Annotated in this window: 11 protein-coding genes; 6 read left to right on the forward strand and 5 right to left on the reverse strand. The window is 71.2% G+C overall.

What is annotated here, in order from left to right; all coding sequences use genetic code 11:
• Window positions 1–175: 175 nt before the first annotated feature.
• Window positions 176–1,885: an alkaline phosphatase family protein gene (locus NX794_RS09270; protein WP_428985875.1), complete on the forward strand. Its 1,710-nt coding sequence runs from the start codon at window positions 176–178 to the stop codon at window positions 1,883–1,885.
• A 21-nt stretch (window positions 1,886–1,906) separates the two neighbouring features.
• Here NX794_RS09270 and dusB read toward each other — a convergent pair whose 3' ends face one another.
• Complete coding sequence (dusB, locus tag NX794_RS09275; protein ID WP_258777799.1) at window positions 1,907–3,040, reverse strand: tRNA dihydrouridine synthase DusB; 1,134 nt, start codon at window positions 3,038–3,040, stop codon at window positions 1,907–1,909.
• Between the two features lie 144 nt (window positions 3,041–3,184).
• Between dusB and NX794_RS09280 the strand changes: the two genes are divergently transcribed.
• Complete coding sequence (locus tag NX794_RS09280; protein ID WP_258777800.1) at window positions 3,185–4,627, forward strand: MFS transporter; 1,443 nt, start codon at window positions 3,185–3,187, stop codon at window positions 4,625–4,627.
• Between the two features lie 22 nt (window positions 4,628–4,649).
• Here the strand turns inward: NX794_RS09280 and NX794_RS09285 are convergent, their stop codons facing one another.
• Complete coding sequence (locus NX794_RS09285; RefSeq protein WP_258777801.1) at window positions 4,650–5,549, reverse strand: helix-turn-helix transcriptional regulator; 900 nt, start codon at window positions 5,547–5,549, stop codon at window positions 4,650–4,652.
• A 101-nt stretch (window positions 5,550–5,650) separates the two neighbouring features.
• Between NX794_RS09285 and NX794_RS09290 the strand changes: the two genes are divergently transcribed.
• Window positions 5,651–7,081, forward strand: coding sequence for an MFS transporter (locus tag NX794_RS09290; protein ID WP_258777802.1), 1,431 nt, complete (start codon window positions 5,651–5,653; stop codon window positions 7,079–7,081).
• A 106-nt stretch (window positions 7,082–7,187) separates the two neighbouring features.
• Window positions 7,188–7,412, forward strand: coding sequence for a hypothetical protein (locus tag NX794_RS09295; protein WP_258777803.1), 225 nt, complete (start codon window positions 7,188–7,190; stop codon window positions 7,410–7,412).
• Window positions 7,413–7,683: 271 nt separating this feature from the next.
• Here NX794_RS09295 and NX794_RS09300 read toward each other — a convergent pair whose 3' ends face one another.
• On the reverse strand, window positions 7,684–8,277 hold the full coding sequence (locus NX794_RS09300) for a TetR/AcrR family transcriptional regulator (protein ID WP_258777804.1): 594 nt from the start codon (window positions 8,275–8,277) through the stop codon (window positions 7,684–7,686).
• A gap of 26 nt (window positions 8,278–8,303) precedes the next feature.
• Window positions 8,304–9,314, reverse strand: a complete 1,011-nt coding sequence (locus NX794_RS09305; RefSeq protein WP_428985876.1) for an aldo/keto reductase — start codon at window positions 9,312–9,314, stop codon at window positions 8,304–8,306.
• A gap of 178 nt (window positions 9,315–9,492) precedes the next feature.
• Here NX794_RS09305 and NX794_RS09310 point away from each other — a divergent pair, with 178 nt between their 5' ends.
• Window positions 9,493–10,539 (forward strand): chitinase, encoded by a 1,047-nt coding sequence (locus tag NX794_RS09310; protein WP_258777805.1) that lies wholly within the window; start codon window positions 9,493–9,495, stop codon window positions 10,537–10,539.
• A gap of 186 nt (window positions 10,540–10,725) precedes the next feature.
• Here the strand turns inward: NX794_RS09310 and NX794_RS09315 are convergent, their stop codons facing one another.
• Entirely contained in the window at window positions 10,726–12,108 is a 1,383-nt protein-coding gene (locus NX794_RS09315) for a glycine--tRNA ligase (RefSeq protein ID WP_258777806.1), read from the reverse strand.
• Between the two features lie 161 nt (window positions 12,109–12,269).
• Between NX794_RS09315 and NX794_RS09320 the strand changes: the two genes are divergently transcribed.
• The gene (locus NX794_RS09320) at window positions 12,270–13,226 is read left to right on the forward strand and encodes a metal ABC transporter substrate-binding protein (RefSeq protein WP_258777807.1); all 957 of its coding nucleotides are present in this window, start codon (window positions 12,270–12,272) and stop codon (window positions 13,224–13,226) included.
• Window positions 13,227–13,231 lie beyond the last annotated feature (5 nt).

Raw genomic sequence — 13,231 nt, forward strand, 5'->3', positions numbered from 1 at the left:
CGGGCGTTTGCCAGGTGTTTGCCGGGCGCCCGTGAACAGGGGCGAGGGGGTGGCCGTACGAAGGTGCGTCACGGGTCTCGCTCAGGAAAGGGCCGCCGGGTTGTCCACGATGTCCACGCACACGAGTACGGGTCAGTCGTCGGGGGCGGCCGGGGATAATGAGTCCCCCGCTGTCGTGTCCCGCTCCATCCCCCGGCCGTGGAAGGCGCTCGCCGCACGCGTCCGCCGGTGGCGGCAGGCGCACCCGACGGCAACCCGGGCCCTCTCCCTGACCCTCACCACCCTCGCCGCCGTGTTCGTCCTCGCGGCACTGGTCCTGCCGAACAGGGTCGTCGGACTCGGACCGGCGACGTTCCTGCGCATCCCCGGTGAGGCGGTGATCGGCGCGGCGGTGCTGCTCGCGCTGCCGCGCCGGGCCCGGGCGGCGGTGGCGGCCGTGGGCGGGGTGGCGCTCGGGGCGATGACGGTGCTGAACCTGCTCGACATGGGCTTCGACCAGTACCTCGGCCGCGACTTCAACGTCATCCTGGACTGGGAGCTGTTCGGCGACGCGGAGTCGTATCTGGAGGACTCCCTGGGCCGCACCACGACCCTGGCGGCGGTGGCCGGTGTGCTCGTGCTCGTGGCGCTCCTGCTGATCCTCCCGGCGCTGTCCCTCGTCCGGCTGGGCAACGCGCTGGCCCGGCACACGGGGACCGCGACCCGGGGCACGCTGATCGCCGGGGTCGTCTGGATCACCTGCACCTCGCTGGGCCTCCAGGTGGCGGGGGTGCCCCTCGCCGCCGACCGCACCGCGAGCGCGCTGAAGGTCCAGGCGCGCCGGGTCTCGGACACGCTGCGGGACGAGGCGGAGTTCCGGAAGGTGGCCCGGGTCGACGCGTTCGGGAACACGCCGGGCAGCCAACTGGTCCCGGAGCTGCGGGGCAAGGACGTGATCTTCACGTTCATCGAGAGCTACGGCCGCAGCGCGATCGAGGACCCGATCATGGCGCCCGGTGTGGACAGCACCCTGGACGTGCGCACCAAAGCGCTGGCCAAGGCCGGGTTCCACGCGAAGAGCGGCTGGCTGACGTCGGCGACGTACGGCGGCAGCAGCTGGCTGGGCCACTCCACGACCATGTCGGGCCTGTGGATCAGCAACCAGCAGCGCTACCGCACGGTGATGGCCAGCGACCACCTGAGCCTGACGGAGGCGTTCAGGAGGACGGGCGACTTCGACACGGTCGGGGTGATGCCGGGTGTCCAGAAGGGCTGGCCGGAGCAGCAGTGGTACGGCCTGGACAAGGTCTACAACGCCTTCCAACTGGGCTACCAGGGGCCCAAGTTCAGCTGGTCCACCATGCCAGACCAGTACGCCCTCCAGCAGTACCAGGAGCGGGTGCACAGCAAGCGGCCGGCCGACGGCAGGTCACGGATGTCGCTGCTGATCCTGACGTCCAGTCACCAGCCGTGGGCACCGATCCCGAAGATGGTCGACTGGGACCGACTGGGCGACGGCTCGGTCTTCAAGGGCATCGAGGCGGCGGGCGACAAGCCGGCCGACGTCATCGCCGACACCTCCAAGTCCCGCGCGGAGTACGGCAAGTCGATCCAGTACTCGGTGACCGCGCTCACCGAGTGGCTGGAGCGGTACGGCACCGACGACACGGTCCTCGTCTTCCTCGGCGACCACCAGCCCATCGCCCGCGTCAGCGGCAACCACGCCAGCCGCGACGTCCCGGTCTCCCTCGTGGCCAAGGACCCGAAGATCCTGGACAAGATCACCGACTGGAACTGGACGGACGGCCTCCGCCCGGCCCACGACGCCCCGGTCTGGAAGATGAACACCTTCCGCGACCGCTTCCTGACGGCGTACGGCTCGACGCCGCATCCGAGGAAGGGCTGACGAAGCCCCCCGGGGGGGGAGTCACCCCCCGGACGTGTCCAGCTCCGCGTCCTCGCTGACGCCCGCGCAGTCGTACGGATCCTTCAGCCACCCGTCCGGCAGCACCACCCGGTTGTTCCCCGACGTCCGGCCGCGCGGCCCGTCCGCCCCCACGGGCCAGGTCTGGTCGAGATCCAGCTCGTCCAGCCCGGCCCGCAGCTCCGCCAACGACGACGTGACGGCCAGCCGCTTGCGCATCTCGGACCCGACCGCGAACCCCTTCAGATACCAGGCCACGTGCTTGCGGAAGTCCACGACCCCCTTGGACTCGTCCCCGAGCCACTCCCCCAGCAGCCGCGCGTGCCGCACCATGACCTCGGCGACCTCCCGCAGCACCGGCCGCGCCACCTCCGACGTCCGCCCCTCGAACGCCGCGACCAGGTCGGCGAAGAGCCACGGCCGCCCCAGACACCCCCGCCCGACGACCACGCCGTCGCAGCCGGTCTCGCGGACCATGCGCAGCGCGTCCTCGGCCGACCAGATGTCGCCGTTGCCGAGCACGGGGATCTCCGGCACGTGCTCCTTGAGCCGCGCGATGGCCTCCCAGTCGGCGGTGCCGCCGTAGTGCTGCGCGGCCGTACGACCGTGCAGGGCGATCGCCGTGACGCCCTCCTCGACGGCGATGCGGCCGGCGTCGAGGTAGGTGATGTGGTCGTCGTCGATGCCCTTGCGCATCTTCATGGTGACCGGCAGGTCCCCGGCCCCGGAGACCGCCTCGCGCAGGATCGCCCGCAGCAGGTTCCGCTTGAAGGGCAGGGCCGAGCCGCCGCCCTTACGGGTCACCTTCGGCACCGGGCAGCCGAAGTTCAGGTCGATGTGGTCGGCGAGACCCTCCTCCGCGATCATGCGGACGGCCTTGCCGACGGTCGCGGGGTCGACGCCGTAGAGCTGGATCGAGCGCGGCGTCTCGCTCGCGTCGAACCTGATCAGCTGCATGGTCTTGTCGTTGCGCTCGACCAGCGCCCGGGTCGTGATCATCTCGCTGACGAACAGCCCCTTGCCGCCGCTGAACTCCCGGCACAGCGTGCGGAAGGGCGCGTTGGTGATGCCCGCCATGGGTGCGAGCACGACGGGCGGTGTCACGGCGTGCGGGCCGATGGAGAGCGGGTGGTTCATCACGGAACTCCGGGACGGGTGGATGGCGCGTACGGGCGTACGGCACGGGGCAGGACCCCATTGTCCCCCACGCACGGAACTCCCCGAGATCGTGTACCACTCATTAGTTAGACGCACTATCGAAATCCGCGTACGATGGTCACCATGCCCGACCTGAGCCACCGCCGCCGCATGCTCGTGCTGGCGATCTGCTGTATGAGCCTGCTGATCGTGAGCCTGGACAACACCGTGCTGAACGTGGCGCTGCCCGCGCTCCAGCGCGACCTGCACGCCCAGACCTCCGGCCTGCAGTGGACGATCGACGCCTACACCCTCGTCCTCGCCTCGCTGCTGATGCTCGCGGGCTCCACGGCCGACCGGCTCGGCCGCAAGAAGGTCTTCATGGCCGGTCTGGTGGTCTTCTCGATCGGCTCCCTGCTCTGCTCCCTCGCCCCGAGCCTGGAACTGCTCGTGGTGTTCCGCATGGTGCAGGCGGTGGGCGGCTCGATGCTCAACCCGGTCGCCATGTCGATCATCACCAACACCTTCACCGACCGCCGTGAGCGGGCCCGCGCGATCGGCGTGTGGGGTGCGGTGGTCGGCATATCCATGGCGGCCGGCCCGCTGGTCGGCGGCCTGCTGGTGCAGTCGGTGAGCTGGCGCTCGATCTTCTGGATCAACCTGCCGGTCGGCCTCGCGGCCCTGCTCCTCACCCTGCGTTTCGTCCCCGAGTCCCGCGCCCCCAAGGCCCGCCGCCCCGACCCGGTCGGCCAGGTCCTGGTGATCGCGCTGTTCGGCTCGCTGACGTACGCGATCATCGAGGCCCCGGACGCGGGCCTCGCCACCACGCTCCCGTTCGCCGCGCTCGCCCTGGCGGCCCTGCTGGCCCTGCTCCGGTACGAGCCGCGCCGCGCCGAACCCCTCATCGACCTGCACTTCTTCCGCTCCGCTCCGTTCAGCGGGGCGACCGTGATCGCGGTCAGCGCCTTCGCCGCGCTGGGCGGCTTCCTGTTCATGTCGACGCTGTACCTCCAGAACGTGCGCGGTCTGGACGCCCTGCACGCGGGCCTGTGGATGCTGCCGATGGCCGCGCCGACGTTCCTGTGCGCCCCGCTCTCCGGCCGCCTGGTCGGCACCCGCGGCCCCCGGGTGCCGCTGTTCGTCGCGGGCGCGGCGATGACGGCGAGCGGCGTGCTGTTCGCGGTCTTCGAGGCGGAGACGTCGAACCTCACCCTCTTCCTCGGCTACGTCCTGTTCGGCATCGGCTTCGGCTTCGTGAACGCGCCCATCACCAACACGGCCGTCTCCGGCATGCCCCGCGCGCAGGCCGGTGTCGCCGCCGCCGTCGCCTCCACCAGCAGGCAGCTCGGCCAGACGCTCGGCGTCGCGGTGGTCGGCGCCGTCCTGGCGTCCGGCATCGGCGCGTCCTCGTACCGGGACTCCTTCGTCTCGGCGGCCCGCCCCGGCTGGTGGATCCTGACCGCCTGCGGCCTGGCCGTCCTGGTCCTCGGCCTGCTCACCAGCGGCCGCTGGGCCCGCCGTACCGCCGAACGCACCGCCGAACGCCTCCAGGCGGCCGAGATCCGCGAGGTCGTCGGCGCGTCCTGACGGCGTCCGGGCACCGCCTCGCTCAGGCGTCCGCGAGGGCCAGCTCGTACAGCCGCTCCAGGCGCTCCCGGGTCTCCTCGTTCTTCGGGGTGTACGTCACCATGCGGGCGCCCTGGGCGGGGCCGAGCCACAGGTCGGTGTGTTCGAGGGTGAGGTGGCCGACGTAGGGGTTGAGGTACTCCTTGGTCTTGGAGCGGGTGCCGACCACTTCGTAGCGCCGCCAGTTCTCGCGGAACGCCGGGACCTCCTGAAGGCGCTTGAGCAGCATCTTCCAGGCGGGCTCGCCGAGGTGTCCGGCGAGGGCGGCGCGCAGCCGGGCGGCCATCAGGCGCTGGGTCTCCTCCAGGTGCACGACGGCCCGCTGCCAGTTCTCGTCGGTGTGGACGAGCAGGATGCAGTTGCGGTCCTCGGGCGGGATCGCGTCCAGGTCGCCCAGCAGGCGGCCGTAGGTGCGGTTGTAGGCCTGGATGTCGTACCGGCTGTTCTGGACGCAGGCCGGGATCGGCTCCAGGCGCTCCAGCATCTCGCGCAGCGCGGGCGTCACGCTCGGGCAGCTCGCGGCCGGGGTCGGGTCGGTGGCGCCGGCGAGCTGGAAGAGGTGGGCGCGCTCGGTGGGGTCCAGCCGCAGGGTGCGCGCGAGGGCGTCCAGGACCTGCACGGAGACCTGGATGGCGCGGGCCTGCTCCAACCACGTGTACCAGGTGACGCCGACCGCGGAGAGCTGCGCGACCTCCTCCCGGCGCAGGCCGGGGGTACGGCGCCGGGCACCGCGCGGCAGGCCCACCTGCTCCGGCGCGATCCGCTCGCGCCGGCTGCGCAGGAAGGCGGCCAGCTCGTGCCGGCGGATCTCCGCGCCGCCGGGGGCGGTCATTCTCGGGACGCTCTCCACACTCGCCAGGGTCTCCTGGGCCACACTCGTCATGCTCCCAGGGTGCCTGGTCCGGGATCCTGTTTCCAGGTAGTGCCACTACCAGGATGAGGAGACTCTGGTACCCGTGTGCGCGGGGGCGCAGGCTCGGGTGCATGAGCGAAACCCTCACCCCTCCGGTCGTCCGCCGCGCGCAGGCCGCACCGCCCGCGCTCGGCGGCCTCGGCCTGTTCACCGTCCTGCTGGCGGCGGCGCTGCCCCTGGTCGACTTCTTCATCGTCAACGTCGCCCTGCCGACCATCGGCGCCGACCTCGCCGCGAGTGAGGCCGTCCTGGAGCTGGTCGTGGCCGGGTACGGCCTCGCCTACGCCGTCCTGCTGGTCCTCGGCGGCCGGCTCGGGGACCTGTTCGGGCGGCGCCGGCTGTTCCTCGGCGGCATGGCCGCCTTCGGCGTCACCTCGCTGGCCTGCGGACTCGCGCCCGACGCGTGGACCCTGGTCGGGGCCCGGATCGCGCAGGGCGCCTCGGCCGCCGCGATGCTGCCGCAGGTCCTCGCCACCATCCAGGCGTCCACCAGCGGGGCCCGCCGCGCGAAGGCCATGAGCCTGTACGGCGCCACCGCCGGGCTCTCCATGGTCGCCGGGCAGATCCTGGGCGGGGTGCTCGTCGCCGCCGACATCGCCGGGACCGGCTGGCGGTCGGTGTTCCTGGTCAACGTGCCGGTGGTCGTCGTCGGCCTGCTGCTCGCCGTCCGGCTGGTGCCCGAGACCCGCGCCCCGCGCCCGGAGCGGATCGACGGTCCCGGCACGGTGCTGCTCGCGCTGTCCCTGCTGACCCTGCTCGCCCCGCTCACCGAGGGCCGGGCGGCGGGCTGGCCGCTGTGGACGTGGCTGTCGCTCGCGGCGTTCCCGTTCGTGGTCGCCGCCTTCTGGACCGTGGAGCGGCGCGCGGACCGGGCCGGGCGGACGGCGCTGGTGCCGCCGAGCCTGCTGGCACTGCCCTCGCTGCGGCACGGTCTGGTGCTGATCGTGCCGTTCTCCATCGGCTTCAGCGGCTTCATGTTCGTGATCGCGCTGGCCCTCCAGCAGGGCGCCGGACTCGGCCCGGTGCCGGCCGGGCTCGCGCTCGCGCCGATGGCCGTGGCGTTCCTGTGCGTCGCCCTGGCCGGGCCCCGCCTGATCGCCCGCCACGGCACCCGGGTGATCACCGCCGGCTCGGTCGTGCAGGGCGTGGGCATCGCGCTGCTGGTGCTGGCCGTGTGGCGGGACTGGCCGCACCTGGACTTCGTCTCGATGCTGCCCGGCGCGGCGGTCGCGGGCGCCGGTCAGGCGCTCCAACTCCCCAACGTGCTGCGGCTGGTGATGTCCGAGGTGCCACCGGCCCGCGCCGGAGTCGGCAGCGGTGTGATGGTCACCACCCAGCAGTCGGCGCTCGCCCTGGGCGTGGCCACGCTCGGCACCCTGTTCCTCACCCTGGTCCCGCACCTGGGCATGCGGGACGCGCTGGTCACCGCGCTGCTGGTGCAGCTGGCCGGCATCGCGCTGACCGGCCTGCTCAGCCTGCGACTGCCCCGCGAGGTCGGCTGAGTCACGGCCCGGCCCGACCAACTCACCGCCGGAATCGCCCTGTTGATGTTGAACCTGCCGCACACTCCTTGCCATCGGATCACCGGACGCGCGGACGGGAGACGCCATGCCACGGGTCAGCACGACGAGCAAGGTCAGCAGATGGGACCAGCACGGGCGGGAACACGTCGTGCGGGTGGAGCGTGCGGGGGTGCAGCGCACGATCACCTGCGACACCTGCGGCTGGCGCCGACCCGCCCAGTTCCTGCCCTGGCTGAAGGCCGAGGAGCATCTGGCGGAGGCCCACCAGGCGACGGTGGACCCGGCGGGGCCCGGCCGGGTGCCGCGCTGAGCCGGACGCCCGCGTGCCGGGGCTGCGCTGCCGGACCGTGGTCCGCTCTCCCCACTTTCACCGGGCGATCGGCGAGGCAGCCGTCGCCGTGGATCGGGCCGGGGCTACGGCGGCCGGCGCGCTGTCACACCGGCGACGCCCGGCAACGCCCTCGCCGAGCCCGGCCGACCGGCCCGGCGGCACCGGCCACCGCGGCCACGCCCCCGCCCGCGCCGCCGTATCAGCGGCTCGCCTCCCAGCCCCGTAGCAGCAGCTCACCCCCGCCCCCGTGTCAGCGGGGCGCCCCCAGCCCCCGTATCAGCAGGTCCACCACCGCCGTGAACTCCTCGTCGATCCCCGGTGCCGTCCACTCGCGGGCGTAACAGGGGTCGTGGAAGCGGCCGGTGGCGTGGAAGACGGCGCGGGCCGCGGCGGCCGGATCGGGCGCGGTGAAGATGCCCGACCCGGCGCCCGCGGCGATGATCCGGGTCAGCTGGGAGGTCAGGTCGGCGATGTGCTCGCCGACCGCCGTGCCGTTCTCGTCGGTCAGCACCGTGTACGTCGCGAACAGCTCGGGATCGTCACCCGCCTTGTGCCGCTTGGCCGCGAACAGGGCCGCGAGCCAGGCGCGCAGCCGCTCCTCGGGGCCACTGCCGTCGGACACGATCCCGGCGAGTCGCTCCGACGTACGGTCCAGCCAGCGCTTGGTGACGGCCTCGCGCAGCACCGCCTTGGTCCGGAAGTGCCGGTAGACACTGCCGTGGCTGACACCGAGCGCGCGGGCCACGTCGACCACGGTGGCCTTGGCCGGGCCGTGCCGGCGCAGCACCTCCTCGGTCGCTTCGAGGATGCGCTCGGCGGTCAGGGTCTCGCTGGTCGGTGCCATGTCCTAGACCGTACCCGGCGGGTTGTTCAGCGCTCGCTGTCGAGGTGTGCCATCTGCGCCGACGGGTAGCGGTCGCCCGCCGCCGCGTCCGCCGGGACGGCCTCCTCGATCGCCGCCAGGTCGGCCGCCTCCAGGGTCACGTCGAGCGCGCCCAGGGACTCGCCGAGCCGCTCGCGGGTACGGGCGCCGATCAGCGGGACGATGTCGGTGCCCCGGGAGAGCACCCAGGCGATGGCGAGCTGCGCGACGCTCACGCCCTTCTGCTCGGCGATCTTGCGCAGGGCCTCGACCAGGGTGAGGTTGTGCTGGAGGTTCTCGCCCTGGAAGCGGGGCGAGTGGGCGCGGAAGTCGGTCGCGGAGAGCTGCCGGTCGGCGCCGAAGTGGCCGGAGATCAGGCCGCGCGAGAGCACGCCGTACGCGGTGACGCCGATGCCCAGTTCGCGCAGGGTGGGCAGGATCTCCTGCTCGATGCCGCGCGAGATCAGCGAGTACTCGATCTGGAGATCGGAGACGGGCGCGGTGGCGGCGGCCCGGCGAATGGTGTCGGCGCCGACCTCGCTGAGGCCGACGTGCCGGACGTACCCCTTCTCGATCAGTTCGGCGATGGCGCCGACGGTCTCCTCGATCGGGACGTCCGGGTCGAGGCGGGCGATCCGGTAGACGTCGATGTGGTCGACGCCGAGACGCTGGAGGGAGTAGGCGGCGAAGTTCTTGACGGCGGCGGGCCGGCCGTCGTACCCGCTCCAGCCGCCCTCCGGGTCGCGCAGGGCGCCGAACTTCACGCTGACCCGGGCCTTTTCGCGGGCGGCGGCCGGGGCGGCGCGCAGGGCCTCGCCGATCAGCATCTCGTTGTGACCCATGGCGTAGAAGTCGCCGGTGTCGAGCAGGGTGACGCCCGCGTCCAGGGCGGCGTGGATGGTCGCGACGGACTCCGCGCGGTCGGCTTCGCCGTACAGGGCGGACATGCCCATGCAGCCGAGGCCGAGGGCGGAGACCTGGGGGCCGGTGGTTCCAAGGGTGGTGGTTCGCATCGTCATGCCTCCACCTTGCCATGACAGCTGACAGATTTCAATATCTGTCATTCCATTCCTGTGACCCCCTCCGGACGACGCTGGTCCAGACCTCTTGACGAAAGGTCTGGACCATAGGACTGTCATGCGCAGAACACACTCAGCACACCCACCGGCTCCTCCACACCCCACCGGGAGGCCCCGCATGATCCGCCGCACCCTGTCGCTGCTCGCCGCGGCGCTCGCGACCGCCTGTCTCACCCAGCTCCCCGCCGCCGCTCCCGCCTCCGCCGCCGACACCTGCGCGGTGAAGTCCCGCCCCGCCGGGAAGGTGCTCCAGGGCTACTGGGAGAACTGGGACGGCTCCGCCAACGGCGTCCACCCGCCCTTCGGCTGGACCCCGATCACCGATTCCCGCATCGCCGCCCACGGCTACAACGTGCTCAACGCGGCCTTCCCGGTGATCCGTTCGGACGGTACGGCGCTGTGGGAGGACGGCATGGACACCGGCGTGAAGGTGGCCACGCCCGCCGAGATGTGCGCGGCGAAGGCGTCCGGGCAGACGATCCTGCTCTCGATCGGCGGCGCGACGGCCGGCATCGACCTCAACTCCACCGCCGTGGCCGACAAGTTCGTCTCGACCATCGTGCCGATCCTGAAGAAGTACAACTTCGACGGCATCGACATCGACATCGAGACCGGCCTGACCGGCAGCGGCAGCATCGGCCAACTCTCCACGTCCCAGGCCAACCTGGTCCGCATCATCGACGGCGTCCTCGCGAAGATGCCGTCCAACTTCGGCCTGACGATGGCCCCGGAGACCGCGTACGTCACCGGCGGCAGCGTGACCTACGGCTCGATCTGGGGCGCGTACCTGCCGGTCATCAAGAAGTACGCGGACAACGGCCGGCTCTGGTGGCTCAACATGCAGTACTACAACGGCAGCATGTACGGCTGCTCCGGCGACTCCTACCAGGCCGGCACGGTAGCGGGCTTCACCGCCCAGACCGACTGCCTCGACAAGGGCCTGGTCGTGCAGGGTACGACGATCAGGGTCCCCTACGACAAGCAGGTCCCGGGCCTGCCCGCCCAGTCCGGCGCGGGCGGCGGCTACATGTCACCGTCCCTGGTCTCCCAGTCCTGGAAGCACTACGGCACCGCCCTCAAGGGCCTGATGACCTGGTCCCTCAACTGGGACGGCTCCAAGAACTGGACCTTCGGCGACAACGTCAGGTCCCTCCAGGCCCGCTGACCTTCAACACCCGCACGGTCCAGCCGACCGAGCCCCACCCAACCCAAAACGCCCACCCACCAGCCGACCGAGTCGGGTGGTGGGTGGGCGTAGGCCGGGGGTCCGGGGGCGGAGCCCCCGGGTCGGCGACAGCGGCGGGGGGCCACCGGCGTCACAGGGCCACCGTCCGCCGAAGCGCCGCAGGCCTCAGCAGCCGAGGAGACGCTGCGCCAGGTACCCCTCGATCTGGTCCAGCGACACCCGCTCCTGCTTCATCGAGTCCCGCTCACGAACGGTGACCGCGTTGTCCTCAAGCGTGTCGAAGTCGACGGTCACACAGAACGGCGTACCGATCTCGTCCTGCCGCCGGTAACGCCGCCCGATCGCGCCCGCGTCGTCGAACTCGATGTTCCAGTTCTGCCGCAGCGCCTGCGCGAGCCCCTTCGCCTTCGGGGACAGCTCCGGGTTGCGGGACAGCGGCAGCACGGCCACCTTCACCGGCGCGAGCCGGTGGTCAAGGCGCAGCACGGTCCGCTTCTCCAGCTTGCCCTTGGCGTTCGGCGCCTCGTCCTCGACGTACGCGTCGAGCAGGAAGGCCAGCATGGTCCGGCCGACACCCGCCGCGGGCTCGATGACGTACGGCGTCCAGCGCTCGCCGGCCTCCTGGTCGAAGTAGGAGAGGTCGGTGCCGGAGGCCTTGGAGTGCGCGCCGAGGTCGTAGTCCGTGCGGTTGGCGACACCCTCCAGCTCGCCCCACTCGCTGCCGCCGAACTGGAAGCGGTACTCGATGTCGGCGGTGCGCTTGGAGTAGTGGGAGAGCTTCTCCTTCGGGTGGTCGTACCAGCGCATGTTCTCCTCGCGGAGACCGAGGCCGGTGTACCAGCCCCAGCGCTGCTCCATCCAGTACTCCTGCCACTGCTCGTCCTCGCCCGGCTTGACGAAGAACTCCATCTCCATCTGCTCGAACTCGCGGGTGCGGAAGATGAAGTTGCCGGGCGTGATCTCGTTGCGGAAGGACTTGCCCATCTGCGCGATGCCGAACGGCGGCTTGCGACGCGAAGTGGTCTGCACCTGGGCGAAGTTGGTGAAGATGCCCTGGGCGGTCTCCGGGCGCAGGTAGGCGACGGAGCCGCTGTCCTGGGTCGGGCCGAGGTGGGTGGAGAGCAGGCCGGAGAACTGCTTGGGCTCGGTGAACTGGCCCTTGTTGCCGCAGTTGGGGCAGTTGACGTCGGCCAGGCCGTTCGCCGGGGCGTGGCCCTTCTTCTCCTCGTAGTGCTCTTCGAGGTGGTCCGCGCGGAACCGCTTGTGACAGGCGGTGCACTCGGTCAGCGGGTCCGTGAAGGTGGCGACGTGACCGGAGGCGACCCAGACCTCGGGGGCCAGGATGACGGACGAGTCGATACCGACGACGTCCTCGCGCGACGTCACCATGTAGCGCCACCACTGGCGCTTGATGTTCTCCTTGAGCTCGACGCCCAGCGGTCCGTAGTCCCAGGCGGCACGCTGTCCGCCGTAGATCTCACTGCACGGGAAAACGAAGCCACGGCGCTTGCTCAGGCTGACGATGGTGTCGATCTTGTCGGCGGCCACGGTGCTCTCTTCATTACGACGACGGGCGTTGAAGCGAGATGCTTCCAGCGAATGATTCAGGTTACCGGCGGGGGCTCCCCCTCGACCAAATCGGCCCCTGCTCCGAAGCCTCCACGAGGCATTGTTGACAACCGTTTCCAACTTTGTTGAAAATGACTGTCATGAACGTACGACGACGCCTGATATCCACGGCCGCCCTCGCCGCCGCCACCACGCTCGGTGCCGGCACCCTCACCGCCTGCTCCGGGGACAGCGCGGCCGCGGACAGCGGCAAGTTCGACGTCGTCGCGTCGTTCTATCCGCTGCAGTTCCTGGCCGAGCGGATCGGTGGCGGTCACGTCCACGTCACCGGTCTCACCTCCCCCGGCCAGGAACCGCACGACCTGGAGCTGAGCCCCAAGCAGATCGCCGGGCTCCAGGACGCCGACGCGGTCCTGTACCTGAAGAACCTCCAGCCCTCCGTCGACGAGGCGGTGGCGCAGTCCTCGATCAGGACGAAGGTCGACGCGGCCGGCCTCACCACGCTGGAGGCGCACGGCAACGAGGTCGGCGGCCACGCGGCCGAGCACGACGACCACGAGGGCGAGGAGCACGGCGGCAAGGACCCGCACGTCTGGCTCGACCCGGTGCGCTACGCCCAGGTCGCCCAGGGCGTCGGCAAGGCCCTGGAGAAGGGCGACCCGAAGCACGCGGCGGACTACAAGAAGAACACCGCCGCCCTCGTGACCAGGCTCGACAGCCTGGACAAGCAGTTCAGGACCGGCCTGGCCGGCACCAGGAACAAGGTCTTCATCACCACCCACGCCGCCTTCGGCTACCTCGCCGAGCGCTACGGCCTGACCGAGGAGGCCATCAACGGCCTCGACCCCGAGTCCGAGCCGAGCGCCGCCCGGGTCCGGGACCTGGAGAAGATGGCCAAGGCCGACGGCGTGACCACCGTCTTCTACGAGACCCTCGTCAGCGACAAGACCGCGAAGACCATCGCGAAGGACGCCGGCCTCACGACGGACGTCCTCGACCCGATCGAGGGCATCACCGACAGGTCCCGCGGCAAGGACTACTTCGCCGTCCAGGAGGCCAACCTCAAGGCGCTCCAGAAGGCCCTGGGCGCCAAATGACCGGC

Origin of the sequence: Streptomyces pyxinicus, from assembly GCF_024753135.1 — a bacterium.
GTDB classification, from domain to species: Bacteria; Actinomycetota; Actinomycetes; order Streptomycetales; family Streptomycetaceae; genus Streptomyces; species Streptomyces pyxinicus.

What these genes read in the sequence shown, in the direction of transcription:
- NX794_RS09295 (WP_258777803.1), top strand. Translation starts at nt 7,188, where the DNA reads ATGCCACGGGTCAGCACGACGAGCAAGGTCAGCAGATGGGACCAGCAC.
- NX794_RS09285 (WP_258777801.1), bottom strand. Translation starts at nt 5,549, where the DNA reads ATGACGAGTGTGGCCCAGGAGACCCTGGCGAGTGTGGAGAGCGTCCCG.
- NX794_RS09290 (WP_258777802.1), top strand. Translation starts at nt 5,651, where the DNA reads ATGAGCGAAACCCTCACCCCTCCGGTCGTCCGCCGCGCGCAGGCCGCA.
- NX794_RS09310 (WP_258777805.1), top strand. Translation starts at nt 9,493, where the DNA reads ATGATCCGCCGCACCCTGTCGCTGCTCGCCGCGGCGCTCGCGACCGCC.
- NX794_RS09320 (WP_258777807.1), top strand. Translation starts at nt 12,270, where the DNA reads ATGAACGTACGACGACGCCTGATATCCACGGCCGCCCTCGCCGCCGCC.
- NX794_RS09280 (WP_258777800.1), top strand. Translation starts at nt 3,185, where the DNA reads ATGCCCGACCTGAGCCACCGCCGCCGCATGCTCGTGCTGGCGATCTGC.
- NX794_RS09300 (WP_258777804.1), bottom strand. Translation starts at nt 8,277, where the DNA reads ATGGCACCGACCAGCGAGACCCTGACCGCCGAGCGCATCCTCGAAGCG.
- NX794_RS09305 (WP_428985876.1), bottom strand. Translation starts at nt 9,314, where the DNA reads ATGACGATGCGAACCACCACCCTTGGAACCACCGGCCCCCAGGTCTCC.
- dusB (WP_258777799.1), bottom strand. Translation starts at nt 3,040, where the DNA reads ATGAACCACCCGCTCTCCATCGGCCCGCACGCCGTGACACCGCCCGTC.